Source organism: Neobacillus sp. NPDC093182 (genome assembly GCF_044754045.1).
On sequence record NZ_JBIVOI010000012.1, the window covers coordinates 173,996 to 191,159 of the forward strand.

General features: G+C 36.9%; 14 protein-coding genes. 5 read left to right on the plus strand and 9 right to left on the minus strand.

Annotated features, from left to right (window positions below; all coding sequences use genetic code 11):
* Window positions 1–67 precede the first annotated feature (67 nt).
* Window positions 68–1,462, plus strand: a complete 1,395-nt coding sequence (locus ACIQAA_RS21415; protein WP_402623399.1) for an MFS transporter — start codon at window positions 68–70, stop codon at window positions 1,460–1,462.
* On the opposite strand, the gene ACIQAA_RS21420 is transcribed toward ACIQAA_RS21415, so the two are convergent.
* The 3 genes from ACIQAA_RS21420 to ACIQAA_RS21430 form a co-directional block, all read right to left on the minus strand.
* The gene (locus tag ACIQAA_RS21420; protein ID WP_402623402.1) at window positions 1,446–2,126 is read right to left on the minus strand and encodes a Na-translocating system protein MpsC family protein; all 681 of its coding nucleotides are present in this window, start codon (window positions 2,124–2,126) and stop codon (window positions 1,446–1,448) included. The two genes, ACIQAA_RS21415 and ACIQAA_RS21420, sit on opposite strands and share 17 nt — an antisense overlap.
* A gap of 141 nt (window positions 2,127–2,267) precedes the next feature.
* Window positions 2,268–3,008 (minus strand): Na-translocating system protein MpsC family protein, encoded by a 741-nt coding sequence (locus ACIQAA_RS21425; protein WP_402623405.1) that lies wholly within the window; start codon window positions 3,006–3,008, stop codon window positions 2,268–2,270.
* Between the two features lie 167 nt (window positions 3,009–3,175).
* Entirely contained in the window at window positions 3,176–4,249 is a 1,074-nt protein-coding gene (locus ACIQAA_RS21430) for an ATP-binding protein (RefSeq protein ID WP_402623407.1), read from the minus strand.
* Window positions 4,250–4,588: 339 nt separating this feature from the next.
* On the opposite strand from ACIQAA_RS21430, the gene ACIQAA_RS21435 reads away from it, so the two are divergent.
* From ACIQAA_RS21435 to ACIQAA_RS21445, 3 genes are read left to right on the plus strand one after another with little or no spacing between them, the layout of a single operon-like run.
* The gene (locus ACIQAA_RS21435) at window positions 4,589–6,073 is read left to right on the plus strand and encodes a spore germination protein (protein ID WP_402623410.1); all 1,485 of its coding nucleotides are present in this window, start codon (window positions 4,589–4,591) and stop codon (window positions 6,071–6,073) included.
* A gap of 10 nt (window positions 6,074–6,083) precedes the next feature.
* A complete protein-coding gene (locus ACIQAA_RS21440) occupies window positions 6,084–7,184 on the plus strand; it encodes a GerAB/ArcD/ProY family transporter (protein WP_402623413.1) in 1,101 nt (366 codons plus the stop codon).
* Window positions 7,168–8,244: a Ger(x)C family spore germination protein gene (locus ACIQAA_RS21445; RefSeq protein ID WP_402623415.1), complete on the plus strand. Its 1,077-nt coding sequence runs from the start codon at window positions 7,168–7,170 to the stop codon at window positions 8,242–8,244. The genes ACIQAA_RS21440 and ACIQAA_RS21445 overlap by 17 nt, the downstream gene beginning before the upstream one ends.
* 58 nt (window positions 8,245–8,302) lie before the next feature.
* Here the strand turns inward: ACIQAA_RS21445 and ACIQAA_RS21450 are convergent, their stop codons facing one another.
* From ACIQAA_RS21450 to ACIQAA_RS21475, 6 genes are all read right to left on the minus strand, one after another.
* Entirely contained in the window at window positions 8,303–9,712 is a 1,410-nt protein-coding gene (locus tag ACIQAA_RS21450) for a GntP family permease (RefSeq protein WP_402623417.1), read from the minus strand.
* 170 nt (window positions 9,713–9,882) lie between these two features.
* Window positions 9,883–10,899, minus strand: a complete 1,017-nt coding sequence (dmpG, locus tag ACIQAA_RS21455) for a 4-hydroxy-2-oxovalerate aldolase (protein ID WP_402623420.1) — start codon at window positions 10,897–10,899, stop codon at window positions 9,883–9,885.
* A 22-nt stretch (window positions 10,900–10,921) separates the two neighbouring features.
* A complete protein-coding gene (locus ACIQAA_RS21460) occupies window positions 10,922–11,809 on the minus strand; it encodes an acetaldehyde dehydrogenase (acetylating) (protein WP_402623423.1) in 888 nt (295 codons plus the stop codon).
* A 56-nt stretch (window positions 11,810–11,865) separates the two neighbouring features.
* On the minus strand, window positions 11,866–12,639 hold the full coding sequence (locus ACIQAA_RS21465) for an IclR family transcriptional regulator (protein WP_402623426.1): 774 nt from the start codon (window positions 12,637–12,639) through the stop codon (window positions 11,866–11,868).
* A gap of 194 nt (window positions 12,640–12,833) precedes the next feature.
* Window positions 12,834–13,103 (minus strand): iron-sulfur cluster biosynthesis, encoded by a 270-nt coding sequence (locus ACIQAA_RS21470; protein WP_402623429.1) that lies wholly within the window; start codon window positions 13,101–13,103, stop codon window positions 12,834–12,836.
* An 18-nt stretch (window positions 13,104–13,121) separates the two neighbouring features.
* Entirely contained in the window at window positions 13,122–13,955 is an 834-nt protein-coding gene (locus ACIQAA_RS21475) for a TetR/AcrR family transcriptional regulator (protein ID WP_402623431.1), read from the minus strand.
* Window positions 13,956–14,055: 100 nt separating this feature from the next.
* On the opposite strand from ACIQAA_RS21475, the gene ACIQAA_RS21480 reads away from it, so the two are divergent.
* Window positions 14,056–17,139, plus strand: a complete 3,084-nt coding sequence (locus ACIQAA_RS21480; RefSeq protein ID WP_402623434.1) for an efflux RND transporter permease subunit — start codon at window positions 14,056–14,058, stop codon at window positions 17,137–17,139.
* Window positions 17,140–17,164 lie beyond the last annotated feature (25 nt).

The following is a 17,164-nucleotide window of genomic DNA, read 5'->3' on the forward strand; positions in this document are numbered from 1 at the left end:
TCCTTCTTCATGAAAGACTCTTCTTTTATTGGTATCATTAAGGAAACCATTGTAAGGGGAATTCATTATGTTAAAGAGTAAGATAACAGCTCCTGGTAAAAGTCAAAAGTTACTGCTAACCGCCATAGCATTAGGCGTTATATTAAATCCATTAAATACGACCATGATTACGGTTGCTATACCTGATATAAAAAGTGAATTTCTTCTAACATCTAAAGATATTTCATGGTTAATTGCCTCCTACTTTATGGTAAGCGCGATTTTTTTACCACTAATAGGAAAGCTAAGCGACTACTATGGCCGAAAAAAAATCTTTATCGTAGGACTGCTATTAGTAGCAATCTCTTCATTTACCGCTCCATTGTCTCCGAATATGGAGTTTCTACTGGGAATGAGAACGATTCAAGCAATAGGAACATCCGCACTTTATCCCGCTGGAATTGGTATTGTTCGTTCGTATATTGAAACAAATCAAAACAGAGTGATTGGTACATTATCTGTATTTGCCACTACCTCTGCTGCCTTTGGACCTACCATTAGTGGATTGTTAATACAACAGGGCGGCTGGCCAATTATCTTTTATGTTAATTTTCCCATAATCGCAACCTCAGCTATTTTGGGTTTCCTATTTATCCCTGCAGATACAAAAAACTCCCAAAAAACCTTTAAATGGGATGGGATAGGCATTATTTTATTTGGTTCATTAATATTCTTATGGATGTTCTTCCTTCAGTCATTAGAAAATGGAGGAAATTACTTGTCGTTAGCTGTCGCCATACTAGTATCATACGTATTTTATAAATTCGAAAATAAGAAATCTGAACCTTTTATTAATGTTAATTTTTTTAAGAAAAACATTAATATAACATTAATTTATTCGTTATATTCAGGAACCACGATTATCTTTTTCTCCATGCTGCTCTCAATGCCGATTTATTTGCAGCTTGTGCTGAACCTAACATCCAAATTAACCGGAATCATTATGCTTTCTATTTCAATATTTGCCATGTTCATTACACCGATTGCCGTACGTTGGATGGAAAAGTCCGGTTACAGATACCCTTTGCTTTCTGGTGGAATTGCAGGATTAATTGGAGTCGTATTATTATTATCCATAAATCATAATTCCCCCCTATTTTGGATTTTTAGTGTTTTATCCCTCTTGGGTTTAAGCAATGGAATAGTAAATATTGGTTTACAGAACCTGCTTTATTCATTTGTTTCTAAATCTGAAAGCGGAATAGCCTCAGGCTTATTTATGACATCAAGATTTATTGGAAACATCCTCGCCTCTAGTATCTTTGGAGTGATGTTTGCAACAGGAATTAATGATGCTAACCAAAATTCGATGTCCATTATATTAGTAATTGTGTCTTTAGCACTTATTCCGGGAATGCTTTATATTACAAGAACCAAACCTTCTCCAAGAAACGGACGGGGGTTACCTAGGAATTCAAGATAAAAGCCATTATTGATTTATCTTCTTTAAAATTCCAGTCTATAAAAATATCCCTGACTGGTTTATGAAAGATGTCTTCAAATCTGCCATATCGGTGAAAGTAACCTTTCTCCAATTCATCCTTGGTGTATTTAAGCTCGTTTTCAAATCCTTTATCAATTAATGCCTTTTCTATTTGAATAAGAATACCTTTTCTTTCAATAAGGAAGATGGTTGGAGAAATCGGGCAGATATTGATTTTATCTGGTACTTTTTCTACCAGTAAGCTGATCCGGCCTACTTCCAATTCTAATCTTTGGATATCAATATCGCTTTTGATTTTCTGATCAGTCTCCGTATCTAAAACAAAAATAAGGATGCCTGAGTTATTAGGTAAATCCCAATCGTGGTAGTATTCTTCAACTTCAAAGTCAAAAGTAATTTGTATTACTCCTTTTATTTCATCCAGCAGGTGAGTAATAATCACGTTTCTTGCATGGTCAACGTACTTGTTCTGTCCATGCTGCAGCATAATATCCTCCATCGGTGATAAAAAACCACCTACATATGTGACAAGATAATTACTGGTAACTGTGGTGTGACAGTTCCGAGGGCCCCTGCCAAAATTTTTTCTTAACAATTTGCTTATGTAACTGCTAATATACTCTTCCTTTTTTAATTCAATCATATATCTTAACTCCTTACTTTCCTTTATTGGAAGGTGACTGTTTATCCAATTAGTATGTACGAAAGCATGCTATGTTAAAATAAGGACATAAAAAAACACATTGTATTTTAGGAAATCCCCCTTACAACATGTTTTTTCATACTAATTCATTGTATATAATCTGTTAAAGATGAAAACAAGAAAATTTCTATTATTTTTATAATCCCACATCATAAACATATCCTCGATTAAACGATTAAAGATACCTTCAAATTGACCTTTGTTTTCCCAGTAACCTTTTTTGATCTCCCGAGCCTGACGGAGCAGTAATTCGAAATTCCCTTTTTCATAAACCAATCTCTCGAGGGGCAGCAGTACCTCGTTAGATTCAATTGCACAAATATTTTGGGTGAACTTTATAACTTTTAAGCTAGCAGGTTTTTTATAGTAACTAGACCCAACATTCTCTATTAAGGCAAAAAGATTACTTTCAAAAGTATTATCTAGATTTTCTTCATGGTCCGATTGGGAATGATCAAACAGAAGGATTCCTGTGTTTTTATCATAATTCCAGTCATGAAAGAAATGATCAAAGGTTATCCCTAAAACCTTCGACACTTCCGTTAAGTAATCCTCCGTTACTGCATTGATGATTGAAGAACGAAAATCCACTGCCAACTCTAACTTGTCCTGTTTAATCAATACCTCCTCAGCAGGGGTAATAAAGTTTCGCATATACACGTAAAATCTATTGCCTTTTAAGAAGACATTACAGGTTTCTGGGCCTTTCCCAAAGCTCCGTTTGAGCAATTTGCTAAATGTACTGCTAAGATATACCAGATTTTCATGATTAGATTTAATACGTACTCCCTCCTTACTAAAATAAAAATGGCCTAACTTCAAAAAGAAGTTAGGCCACGGTTCAGACGACTATTTTAATAGTTTCTTCCATTTACCACACAGATTACGAGTATTGTTGTTTTTATGTAAAATATAAAGACTGCAAAACTAATGACTGCAAGACATTAGACTCTCTTATTTTACCATTATTTTCACTATACTGCAATTGTTTATCCAGTGGTCGGTACTATCACTTCGATACATGTCCCTTCCGTATTACTGGTTATATTTATCTTTCCACGATGCTCCTCAATGATTTCATTGCTTACAAGCATTCCAAGGCCCGTCCCATGTTCTTTGGTTGTAAAAAAAGGTTCACTTATACGTTTCAGAATATCCGGCGGCATTCCACTGCCTTGATCGATAATTCGAATATGGGCGCTTTCATTTAGTCCGATCCCTTCGATGATTAGCTTTCCTCCATTTGGCATTGCTTCGATAGCATTTTTTATATAGTTTATAAACACTTGTTTCAATTGATTTTCGTCCCCTACAATCCTTACCTCTAGTGCATGGAATTTTTTTATAACTTCAATATTATTTAATAAGGTTTGCGATTCCATAAGTGTCAGAACCTTGTCTAAAAGAAGGCGTAAATCCAGTTCTTGATAATTTATTTTTGTTGGCTTTGCAAGAACCATGAGTTCTTTAAGAATCATTTCAACGCGGTCAATCTCTGATTCTACAATTTTAAAGTACGTCGTTTCCCCTTTATGCTCTCCCATCATTAGTTGCAGAAAACCTTTAATCGCGGTAATTGGATTTCGAATCTCATGTGCAATCCCTGCAGCCAGTTGACCTGCGGCTGCTTGTTTTTCTGAAAGCAGCTGCCTCTCTCTCTTAATTAATGTTATATCTTTTAAAACCACATAGCTTCCTACTACTTCATCATTAAATAGGATTGGGAAAGTCGTTACATTAACATCAATCATATTTCCAGGTCTCAAACTGATCTTAGAATCAAAATTCAAAAGCTGTTCACGATTTTTATCAATAAAAAACGTTTGCGTATCGCTTAACACAGATGAGATGAAAAGATTGCCCAGTTTCATGTTTACTAGATCATCTCTAGAACACTGCAAAAGTTCTTCACAGACTTCATTCACATAAATCAGTTGACCCGACATATTCAAAATAAAGAATGGATCAATGTTTTTTGAAAGGACTGAGAAATCTTTATCAACATTCACATCCACATATATTTCAAGTAAAAAATTTAAGCGCTTCATTTCATCATTATCCATTTTTGATACCTCCCGTTTTTAAAATTATATAAATAAGAAAAGCCAAAATAAGCGTAGATTTCCCTACGACTTATTTTGGCTTAAGTTCTAGCGTCTACATATCTAGAAAATCATTACCGAATAATAATAATATATGAAACTCAACATAATAAGAGCTAATAAGTAGTATAGAGCATATATCCCTATATCCACCTTAATAATATACTATATTCATAGAATATTCAAACAGTTTATTTGTTAATCATTTACCTATAAACGCATAAAACTCTTTAGTAACATAAACTTTCCCAAAATAGGAAACACTACGATATGGTCTCTTCCAAAAAAGGAGAAAGTAGTATGTTTAATCTTTTTAGAAACAAAAATGTTGAAAGAGAAAGTTTAGATAAGATTTTAGCGAAATCTGAGGACTTTAAATGCATTGAATTTTTTAACAACAAATCAAACATTACTTTTTCTTTGAAATTTATTGCTACCCTTGTGGATGAAAAAACCATCCAAGAAAGTGTCCTTCCCTATTTATTAGAAGAAAATTTCAAACAAATAGAAGATGTGAAACAAATTATACCACTGGCTGACGTACAGCTTTCAGACGATCTCTCACTAATAGAACAAAAGCTTTTTAATGGGTCTGTCTTATTAACTGTAAACGGTAAAGATAATATGTTTTGTTTTTTGGGAGCTAGGAAAGAAGTCGGACGAAATGTGAGTCTCCCAGAGGTTGAATTCAGTGTAATCGGACCTAAGGAATCCTTTGTAGAATCCATTGATCAGAATTTAAATCTGATTCGAAAAAGAATTCCTGTTAAAGAATTAATCATGGAGAAATTAACGGTTGGGTCGCTTTCTAAAACTAAAGTAGCCATTCTTTACATTGATGGTATTGCGAATCCTGAAAATGTAAATACGGTCCGCCAGCGGATTAAAGGTATTGAATTTGATGAAATTACAGATAGCTCCTATATCGTACAAATTATTTCTGATAATCAAAATTCGCCATTTCCACAGCTTCTTGATACTGAACGGCCAGACCGAATTTCTGCCATTCTCGCCGAAGGCAAAGTAGCGGTATTTGTTGATGGGTCTCCCCATGCATTAATCGGACCTACTACACTTGTTGAGTTTTTTAGCTCATTTGAGGATTATTATTTAAACTGGATCCTTTCTTCCTTTTTTCGCTTGATTCGACTGTTTGCCGTTGTGTTTTCTGTTTTGGTTACACCCGTATATGTGGCAACACTTAGCTATCATTATGAATTAATACCGCAAGACTTAATGAGTACCTTAGTAGCTTCCCGAAGGGCCATACCCTTCCCCCCTTTTCTGGAAGCATTATTTCTTGAATTAACGATTGAACTTTTACGAGAGGCTGGGGCTAGATTGCCGACAAAGGTCGGTCAGACCATTGGTATCGTTGGAGGGATTGTTATTGGAACGGCTAGTGTCGAAGCTGGGCTTACGAGTAACATTCTATTAATTTTCATTGCGTTAGCAGCACTCGCTTCCTTTACAACCCCGGTCTACAGAATAGGCAATACGATTCGGTTACTGCGCTTTCCCTTTTTACTTTTTGCAGAGTTATGGGGACTGCTGGGGATAATAGTCTGCTTTTGTTTTTTATTGACCCATCTTATTCGTCTTACTTCACTAGGAAGGCCCTATTTAGAACCTTTGTACCCTCCTAGGATGCAAGACCTTAAAGATGCTTTTATACGGCTATCTTTTGATAAACAAAGAAAAAGACCATTCCTGCTGAAAACAAAGCAACCCAACCGTTTCCCTAAAAAGGCAGCAAAGGAAAAGAAAGATATAGAAGATGAATAGAGGGACCAGTATGAATTCTAACGTTCCAGATAGTAAAAAGATATCTCCTTTTCTCGTATTTTTTCTTATTCATACCATGCAGGTAGGGGTAGGTATTCTCGGATTTCAAAGATTTATTGCTAAAACCGCAGGATATGATGCTTGGATTTCCATCATTCTAACGGGTTTGGTTATCCATATACTTTTGTGGATGATGTTTAAAATGCTAAAAACAGCAAATGGCGATATGACTTCGATTCATACATTTGTACTTGGAAAAAAAATCGGGAAAATCTTTAGCAGCTTTTTTATTCTTTACTTTAGTTTATTTTCCGTAACCGTCCTGCGCAGCTATATAGAAGTGGTTCAAGTATGGATGTTTCCAGAACTAAGAACTTTTTGGTTTGCACTTGCCTTTCTTATTTTAGTTATCTATATAGTGTTTGGGGGTTTTAGGACGGTTGCAGGGATTGCCTTTTTTTCGATCATATTACCATTCTACATTGCTGGATTGTTTGTTATTATCATTCCGTATGCGGACTTTACCAACCTCCTTCCCATTTTCGATCATTCAATAAAGGAGCTGCTGCTTGCTAGTCATGATATGACGTTTACCGTCTTAGGATTTGAAACCTTATTATTTTTTTATCCGTTTATACAAAACCCAGAAAGGAGCAAGAAGTGGGCACACTTTGGTGCATTATATACAACCATGATTTGTATCTATTTGGCTATTCTAGCCTTTGGCTTTTTTTCGGAGGCACAATTGCAAAAAAACCTATGGCCAACATTAACAATGTGGAAAGTTATTAAATTACCCTTTGTTGAACGCTTTGAATATATTGGAATTGCGAACTGGGGTATAGTGATATTACCCAATGTATGTGTTTCATTATGGTGTGCAAGTCGATTAGCAAAGCAGCTTTTTTCAGTTCGTCAAAAAATGTCGGTGCCGGCCATTGCCACTCTTTGTTTAATAGCCACCAGTTTGATATCAACAAGAGATCAAATTAATATACTGACTGATATTACAGCAAAGGTTGGTTTTTACTTTAATTTCATTTACATTCCCTTATTGTTTGCAGGTACGTTAATAGCAAAGAAGGTGAGAAATCGTGAGACACATACTTAAATTATTCGCTTCTATTTTCCTAGCATTTATCCTAATTGGCTGTGTCGAGAAAGAGATATTAGATGATGTTAGCTTAATGGAAGGGATAGGCTTCGACTATATCGATAAAAAAAACATCCTTGGCACTGTTATCGTCCCCGTTTACCTGCCTGACCAGCCACCTAAAAGTAATACCTTCTCCGCGAAAGCTGAGATTAAAAAGTCAATTCTACAGGAGATTCAACGGCAAACCGCTGACCCGGTTGTAACGGGAAGCCTTGAGGTCGTCTTATTCAGTAAGACATTATCAGAAAAGGTAGGAATTCTCCCTTTGGTAGATCCCTTTCAAAGGGATCCAGGTGTGGGGTCTGGTCTATACTTAGCTGTGGTAGATGGAGAAACGAAGGAATTACTATCAGGGAACTATGGTATAAGGGGTAATGCCACCTACATCTCTGATTTAATGGAACATAATATCAAAAATGAAGATCTTCCAAAAACGAATTTACAACTGTTTCTTGCTGATTTTTATCAAGAAGGAAAAACCCCCTTTATACCGCAGCTAAAACAAATTGGAAAAGATAAATTACAAATTAATGGGATTGCCCTCCTTAAACATGGAAAAATGGTTGATCTGATTGCACCCGAAGAAATGTTTTTTTTCAAGCTGCTAGTAGACAAATACAGTGAAGGTATGCACCAGGTCAAAATAGATAGTGGTGAAGCAGCCGTCCGAAGCATTCATTCTTCCCATAATTTTAAATTGACTAAAAGAAATCCAACTGAAATCATGATTCATATCAAAGTTGATGGAATTATCAATGAATTTACCGGTCAAGAACTCACACCAAAAACGGTAAAGGCATTACAAAAACAATTCGAAAAGGACATTCAGCAGGAATCCCTTAAACTGATAAAGCGTTTCAAAGATAAGCAAATAGATCCTATGGGATTTGGTCATTTTGTAAAAACACAGACAAGAAATTTCGATTTTAAAAACTGGAGAGAGAATCAATCTAAAGATCTTGTCGTAAAGATAAAAACGGATGTCAAAATCTCAGAATCTGGTGTAATTGAATAAAAAAAAAGCAAGTAGACTCGTCCGGTATAAGACTTGATCTACTTGCTAGAAATTGTCCTTAAATTATGCCCGTTAACAGATAAACGGCAATGATGAAGAAAGCAGCGATGGTTTTAATTATTGTTATCGCAAAAATATCTCGATAAGATTGCTTATGTGTTAAACCAGTTATCGCCAATAAGGTAATTACCGCCCCATTATGCGGCAGTGTATCCATACCGCCTGAAGCCATGGAGATAACACGGTGCATAACTTCGAGTGGAATATCGAATTGATTTGCTAATTCAATATATTTCTCTGCCATCATCCCAAGAGTGATGGCAATACCGGCAGAAGCTGAACCGGAGATAGCAGATAGAATATTGGTTGTAACAGCTCCGTTTAGTAATGGATGACCAAATACTTTAGCAATCCCATCTCTTGCGATAGAAAAACCAGGTAAATTTGAAATAACTGCTCCAAATCCATATTCTGTTGCTGAGTTCATAATAGCAAGAAGCGCACCTGCTACTCCGACTCTCATTCCATCTTTGAAATTCATGATAACAGGTTTGCGATTATAAAGAATAGTAGCGATAATACCGACTAAAAGGGCGATTTCAACAGACCAAATTCCGATAACTTTTGAAGTTTCAATGCTCGGAAAACTCATTCCAATGGATTCAAAGTCGAAACCATTTGGATACCATTGTGGAATAACCGTTGTAAATACTTTGTTTAAAACAGCTACCAATAAAACAGGAACAAAAGCAAAAATCTTACGGCCGATACTTTCTTGTTCCTCTAAATTAATGATTACTTCATTTTCTTCTTTGATTGTTCCAAAGCTATCATAACCTTCTCCAGCTTTTTCTGCTTTAATACGACGAGAGTTTAAATACCACATGCCGAGTACGAAGATAAAAATGGCTCCGATAATCCCAAGCGTAGGTGCAGCATAAAGATCTGTTTTAAAGAAGCTTGTTGGAATTACGTTTTGTACTTGTGGTGAACCAGGCAATGCATCCATTGTAAAGGTGAATGCACCAAGTGCAATTGTACCCGGAATTAAACGCTTTGGAATATTTGATTGTCTGAAAAGATGTGCGGCAAATGGATAAACTGCGAACGATACCACCACTAAGCTAACTCCACTATATGTTAAGATAGCAGCAAGTAAAACGATGGCTAACATTCCTCTTTTTTGACCAACGACTTGAACGATGGTAGAAGCAATAGATTTAGCAAGTCCTGACATTTCTACTACTTTACCAAAAATGGCTCCTAATAAGAAGATTGGAAAATAAAGCTGAATATATTCAACCATTTTCCCCATAAATACATTAGAGTAAAAAGGTAGAATCCATCCGGGTTCTGTTAACAGTACGGCAAATAACGCACAAATAGGTGCAAAAATGATAACGGTAAATCCTCGATATGCAATAAACATCAACATTCCGAGTGCTAATAGTATAATGACTAATTCCATGTTATTTCTCCTAACTCTTAGATGTCTAATTCTATGAAGGAACTGTTTGAATCAACTCTAAAACGTTTTCAAATAAAACAAAAGTTAAGTGAAGCAAGAAAGAAAGCAAGTTCTCACTTCACTTAACTTTTCATTGTCTTTTGTTCCTCAACCAATCTACTAATCTATTTTTAACGACTCTTGCTTTTGGCGATTTCAGCAGCCACTTCTACGATCATATCCTCTTGACCGCCTACTACTTTGCGCTTTCCTAATTCAATTAATATATCACGAGAATCTACGCCAAATTTCTCAGCTGCACGCTTTGAATGAAGAGCAAAGCTTGAGTAAACACCTGCATACCCTAGCGTTAAGCTGTCTTTTGTAATTTCTTGCGGTACTGGTAAAAGTGGTGCAATGATGTCTTCTGATAAGTCCATCATTTTATATAAATCTACCCCAGTTTTAATCCCCATTCGTTCACAAACGGCTACAAGTACTTCCGTTTGGGTATTACCAGCACCTGCTCCTAAGCAGCGTACACTTCCATCAATTCGAGTAGCTCCTTCTTCAATGGCTACAAGTGTATTAGCCATCGCCAGCGATAAGTTGTTATGACCATGGAACCCAATGTTGACGCCGACAGACTGCTTAAGTGCCCGTATTCTTTCGCGAACTTGACCTGGCAGCAGGTAACCGGCTGAGTCAACTACATATACCGTATCCGCTCCATAGCTTTCCATTAATTTTGCTTGTTCTACTAGTTTATCGACAGGAGCCATATGATTCATCATTAAGAATCCTACAGTTTCCATACCTAATTCTTTTGCATAAGCAATATGCTGTGGAGCTACGTCTGCCTCCGTTACATGTGTTGCGATACGAGCCATCTTTGCGCCTAAATTTGCTGCTTCTTTCAATTCATGCAGCGTACCAATACCTGGCAATAATAGGACAGCAATTTTTGACTTATCTGCAACAGATACTGCAGCCTCGATTAATTCCATTTCATTTGTATGGGAAAGACCATATTGCAAGGATGATCCAGCTAAACCGTCTCCATGAGATACTTCAATATATGGAACATTTGCGTCATTCAATGCTTTAGCCACTTTTAGTACTTGATCCACTGTATATTGGTGAGAGACTGCATGACTTCCATCTCGTAAGGCAACCTCAGTGATTAGAATATCTCTTTCGTTTGTCATTTTATTTACCCCTTTCTACAGCCTAAACTGTTTCTTTCTTTAATAGATTTTTAGCAAATTCTTCGGCAATTTTAACACCTGCAGCGGTCATGATATCAAGGTTTCCTGAATATTTTGGCAGGTAATCACCGGCACCTTCTACTTGAATAAAGATGGTGATTTTATTTCCATCAAAAATAGGTTCCGTACGGAGCTGGTAGCCTGGAACATATGATTGAACCACTTCTGTCATATCAGCAATTGATTTTCTAATACCTTCCTCGTCCATTGTTCCTTCCTCTACAAGCGTATACACAGTATCACGCATGATGATTGGAGGTTCAGCTGGGTTTAAAATAATAATCGCCTTGCCTTTTTTCGCTCCGCCCACTACTTCAATCGCACGTGAAGTTGTTTCAGTAAATTCATCGATGTTAGCACGAGTTCCTGGTCCAGCACTCTTACTTGAAATGGTCGCAACGATTTCAGCATACTCTACAGGACTTACGCGGTTTACCGCATGAACCATCGGAATGGTCGCCTGTCCGCCGCATGTAATTAAATTGATATTGTCTTTTTCTAAATGCTCGTCAATGTTTACGGCCGCACATACATAAGGACCAACAGCGGCTGGAGTCATATCGATTACTTTAATACCCGCTTCTTTTAACACCTTTGCATTATAGAGATGAGCTTTTGCTGAAGTGGCGTCAAATACGATATCCGCTTCTAATTCAGGATCTGCTAGAAAACCATCAATTCCAGTAGCAACCCCTGCATAGCCTAATTCTCTTGCACGTCTTAAACCATCTGACTGTGGGTCAATACCAATCACGGCAGTCAGCTCTAGTAATTCAGAGCGACCAAGTTTAATCATTAAATCTGTACCAATGTTTCCTGAGCCAAGAATAGCTACTTTTACCTTTGACAATATAATTCTCCTCCTAGAAATTAATTTTTTATATGTTTTTTACACGAGCTGATTTTTTATAAGACGTTCCCTTTAAAACCTAAAGATCTTGAAATCTCAGTTGCAGCTCTCTTAATCCCCGCTATTACTTTAGGAAGCTTTTCTTCATCAAGTCTCATTTTAGGTGCAGCACAGCTTATTGAAGCGATTACATTTCCTTTATGGTTAAATATCGGCGCGGCAATACATTTGAGTCCTAGCTCGATTTCTTCATCATCTACTGCATACCCTGTCTCACGAACAGAAACTAAATGTTTTTTAATTTCATGGACATCGGTCATCGTGTACTCTGTAAATGCTTCTAAACTTGCTGCTGATAACAGTCTATCAACCTCTTTTTCGCTTAAGTGAGCAAGTATTGCCTTCCCCACACCTGTACAATGAACCGGTGCTCTTTTTCCAATATGGGAGTATATCGTAAGAGCCCTTGGACCTTCTACTTTTTCAATATAAATAACTTCATCACGCTGTAATGTAACTAAGTGAACGGTTTCATTTACTTCGTCGGCTAATTCTCTAATAATCGGTCTGGCTATGTTTCCAATATCAAGATGTTTACCCACGAAGTTGCCCAATATGAAAAGTTTTATCCCGAGCTTATACTTCAAATCCTCTGGATTCTGTTGAAGATATCCTCTATGTTCCAAGGTCTTAATGATTCCATGGACGGTGCTTTTGGATAATTGCAGCTCATCACTGATCTCTTTAACACTTAGTTCCGGGCTTGTGGTCAAAAACAATTCAAGGACATCAGCTGCCCTTTCAATCGATTGAATTAAACGTTCAGACATTACCATCCTTCTTTCATTCGCCATTATCGAACGGCGTTCGTAAATAACTAATCGATGTATTTATACTACCTTGCAACTACTAGTATGTCAATAAAATTGAATACACTATTCGTAAGGCGTGCTTCCATTCTATTGCAAAATAAAAAAAAGAGCTCATCCTTTTTTAGAATGAACACTTTTTGGTTTAAAGAATATTAAATGACTTCAAACTGTTTAAAACCTGTTTGATCCGGTATGAAATCCAGTTTTTTATTACGAAAATAATGACATTCACCTTTATCGATGATGAAGTGCAGGTCATCTAATACTATTTCACTATCATTAACTTTCATCGTTTCTTCTAAAGTTAATTTCACTTTCATGAAACAGCTTTTACGCATTTGTATTCGGATAAACTTAGCAGAATTTGATAATTCCAGCCGATTTTGTATTTCAGTTTTTGCAGCCTCTGTTAAAATAAACACTGTTTGCCCACCTTTACTCTACATATCAAAAAAACTGCTTAGTAAATAAGAAATCCATTTGGTTTGAGGATGATTGCGAATATTTTCTAGTAATCCCTTCAGAATTGCCCGTCCAAATGTTGGTTCATGCAGCTGCTGTTTTAACAGTATCAATGATTCCTTTTCTACTGACTCTTCTATTTCTTCAATTTCTTGATCCATTAGTACGAGAATTTGTTCTTTTGTTAAATCCTCTAATGCCGGTTCTTCAAACACTTCGATCAGCCCTTTTGAAATAAAGGGAACGGTGGAGTGTCTTGCAAGCAGATTTGTTTTTTCCACCAATGATTTTGACAACAAATCCAAATCTAATGGGACGTTATAAAACAAAAATAACTGAGAATACATACTCATAAAACCTTTGATACAAAACACTAAGTCATATTTTATCTCTTTAACTTCATCATCTCCATATAAACGCTCTACCATCGAAAGAATGGTTTTATCCATTAATCTGTCGTAGTAACGCATTTTTATGATGAAATCCTCATTAAAAGAACGAGATTGCTCCTTAATAAGTATTTTCCCAAAATCTGAATGCTTTTGAAATGAGCTGAATATCGCAAAGTAAAAATTATATAAAAGATTTTCTCCGTCCTTTGCGTTTCTGACTATATAGTCAACTTCAGAGGTGAATTGAATCATAAAGTGATCGATTATCTCAATAATTAATTCATCTTTAGACTTAAAAGACAGATAAAAAGCCCCTTTGGAAATGCCGCAATGCTCTGTGATCTGTTGGACAGATGTGGCTTCAAAACCCTGTTTAGCAAAGAGTTCTATCGCTTTTTCCATAATCAATTGTTTTTTCATCGTTCATTCTTCACTCCTTAGTTCAATCATTGACAGATGACCGGTTAGTCAGTATTATAAGTAAATGGGTTAGATAAGTCAATTAAGGGCAGGTGTAAGTGTGAAAGGTTTAGTCAACTTTGTACTCGGAAATAAACTAGCAGTATGGTTACTTACAATTATTATAACGGTATCTGGTATTTATTCAGGTACACGAATGAATATGGAGACCATTCCAGATATTTCAATACCATACTTAATGGTCATGGATGTATATCCTGGGGCAACTCCAGAGCAGGTGATGGAAGACGTATCCAAACCTTTAGAGAAAGCAATCGAAAATCTTAAAGGTGTAAAATCCGTTTATTCCAATTCAAATGCAAATATGGCAAGTCTTCAAGTGGAATATGAATACGGTGAAGATATGGACGAAGCAAATCGTGCATTAAAATCTGCCTTAGAGGCAGTGAAGCTGCCAGAAAATGCACAAGAACCAATTATTACAGCAATTAGTATGAACATGATGCCAGTTGCTGCACTTAGTATAAGCAGTACAACAGAGGATATCATTGAATTAACGTCAACCGTTGAGGATATTATCCTTCCAAAAATCGAGAAAATTGATGGTGTTGCCTCTGCAACCATTACAGGTCAACATATTGAAGAAGTTCAGCTTACTTATGACGAAGCAAAAATGGCTCAATATGGCTTAAAAGAAGATACTGTAAAACAAATGATTCAAGCAAGTGACCTAGCGGTTTCATTAGGCCTTTACGAATTTGAAGAAGGCGAACAAGCTGTAGCAATAGATGGGAAGTTTATGACAGCGGATGAATTAAAGGAAATGCTAATTCCTGTAACACCATCTGCAGACCAGCCTTTACCATTTGTGAAGCTTAGCGACATCGCTGAGATTAAAGTCGTTGGTAAAGTACAATCGATTTCACGTACCAATGGTGAAAACGCGATTGCCATTCAAATTGTCAAAGGACAACAAGCAAACACTGTTGATGTTGTAAACAGTGTGAAGGATTTGATCGAGGAACAAAAGGAAAAAATAGATGGTCTGGTCATCGATGTATCACTCGACCAAGGTGCACCAATTGAAGAATCAGTTAAAACGATGGTTGAAAAAGCACTATTTGGCGGTTTAATTGCCGTATTAATTATTCTTTTATTCTTGCGTGATTTTAAATCAACCATTATTTCGATCGTGTCGATTCCAGTATCCATTTTCATGGCATTATTACTGCTGAACTGGATGGAGATTACCCTCAATATTATGACGCTCGGTGCTGTTACAGTTGCCATCGGCCGTGTAATCGATGACTCCATCGTAGTAGTTGAAAATATTTATCGACGTCTTCATTTAAAAGAAGAAAAATTATCAGGGCGTGCGCTTGTCCGTGAAGCGACAATCGAAATGTTCAAACCAATCCTGTCATCAACATTAGTAACGGTAGCAGTTTTTGCACCGCTTATCTTCGTTGGCGGTATGGTCGGCGAGCTATTCATGCCGTTTGCATTAACGATGACATTTGCTCTTGGCGCTTCGTTAGTAGTTGCGATTACGATTGTTCCTGCGTTGTCTCACTTCTTATTTAAGAAAAAATTATATGGTGAGAAGACTGAAAGCAGTCATAAAGAAGTTGGTAAATTAGCGAACTGGTACAAAGGTGTCCTTGGCTGGACGCTGAACCATAAAATTATTACCTCCGTTATTGCAGTTGTTTTATTAGCTGGCAGTTTAGGTTTAACTCCATTAATCGGGTTTAGCTTTATGGGCAGTGAAGAAGAAAAGGTTATGTACTTAACGTACACACCAAAAGCTGGTGAACTAAAGGATGAAACATTAGCAAACGTTGAAGCCGTAGAAGAAGAAATGCTTAAACGTGATGATATCGACATTGTTCAGATTTCTGTAACGGAAAGCGGAGATCCGATGGCTGCGATGATGGGCGGCGGCGGAGATGGTGCGTTAATGTACCTTATTTTTGACCCAGAAATGGAAAACTTCCCGGAAGTCCGTGAAGAAATTGAAGAATATGTGTTTAATATCGGGCAGTCAGGCGAATGGAAGTCACAAAACTTCGCACCAACATCAATGGCTTCAAATGAAGTCAGCTACACGTTCTACAGTGAAGATTTAGATAAACTAAACGAAGCTGTAAAAATGGTAGAAGGCGTTCTGAGTAAAAATGACCGCTTAGAAGATGTTTCTTCAAGCGCTGAGGAAGCCTACGTTGAATACACATTCAAAGTGGAACAAGATGAATTACTGCAGTATGGTTTAACAACTGGTCAAATCGTGATGATGTTAAACCCAACAAAAACTCAAGATGTATTAACAACGGTTGAAAAGGACGGTAACGAATTAGAAGTAATCGTTCAGCAGGAACAAGCTGCAGAGCCAAAATCAATTGACGATATTTTAGCAACACAAGTACCAACAGCACTTGGTACAACAATGCCTCTTTCTGAACTCGTTACAGTTGAAAAAGGTACAACATTAAATACACTTGCACGCAGTAAAGGTGAATACTATGCAACTGTTTCTGGTACGATCCTTGATGAGGATATTTCAAAAGCAACAGCTGAAGTTGATAAAGAAATTGATAAATTAGATTTACCGATAGGTGTTACCATTGGCGTTGCCGGTGTCCAGGCAGATATGACTGAGACGTTCACACAGCTAGGTATGGCTATGCTTGCAGCCATTGCGATTGTATACTTTATCCTAGTTGTAACCTTCCGTGAAGGTGTCGCACCGTTTGCGATCCTATTCTCATTACCATTTGCAGTAATTGGTTCTTTTGTTGGTTTATTAATCGCAGGTGAAACGATTTCTGTATCAGTTATGATGGGACTATTGATGTTAATTGGTATCGTTGTTACGAATGCTATTGTACTGGTTGACCGGATTATTCATATGGAACGTGATGGCATGACGATGCGTGAAGCTGTACTTGAAGCTGGAGCAACACGTCTACGTCCAATCCTAATGACAGCTATCGCAACAATCGGTGCGTTAATCCCATTAGCAATCGGCCAAGGCGGCGGCGGTTTAATCTCGAAGGGTCTTGGTATTACCGTAATCGGCGGTTTAACAAGTTCAACATTATTAACACTCATTGTTGTTCCAATCGTTTATGAAGTATTATCTAAGATGTTTAAGAAAAACCGTAAAGATATTATAGAAGACTAATTTTAAAAGCCCTGCAAGGTCATAT

Bases quoted from the DNA above. Each gene is read 5' to 3' on its own strand.
- ACIQAA_RS21415 (WP_402623399.1), top strand. From the start codon at position 68: ATGTTAAAGAGTAAGATAACAGCTCCTGGTAAAAGTCAAAAGTTACTG.
- ACIQAA_RS21420 (WP_402623402.1), bottom strand. From the start codon at position 2,126: ATGATTGAATTAAAAAAGGAAGAGTATATTAGCAGTTACATAAGCAAA.
- ACIQAA_RS21430 (WP_402623407.1), bottom strand. From the start codon at position 4,249: ATGGATAATGATGAAATGAAGCGCTTAAATTTTTTACTTGAAATATAT.
- ACIQAA_RS21435 (WP_402623410.1), top strand. From the start codon at position 4,589: ATGTTTAATCTTTTTAGAAACAAAAATGTTGAAAGAGAAAGTTTAGAT.
- ACIQAA_RS21440 (WP_402623413.1), top strand. From the start codon at position 6,084: ATGAATTCTAACGTTCCAGATAGTAAAAAGATATCTCCTTTTCTCGTA.
- ACIQAA_RS21450 (WP_402623417.1), bottom strand. From the start codon at position 9,712: ATGGAATTAGTCATTATACTATTAGCACTCGGAATGTTGATGTTTATT.
- dmpG (WP_402623420.1), bottom strand. From the start codon at position 10,899: ATGACAAACGAAAGAGATATTCTAATCACTGAGGTTGCCTTACGAGAT.
- ACIQAA_RS21465 (WP_402623426.1), bottom strand. From the start codon at position 12,639: ATGTCTGAACGTTTAATTCAATCGATTGAAAGGGCAGCTGATGTCCTT.
- ACIQAA_RS21475 (WP_402623431.1), bottom strand. From the start codon at position 13,955: ATGAAAAAACAATTGATTATGGAAAAAGCGATAGAACTCTTTGCTAAA.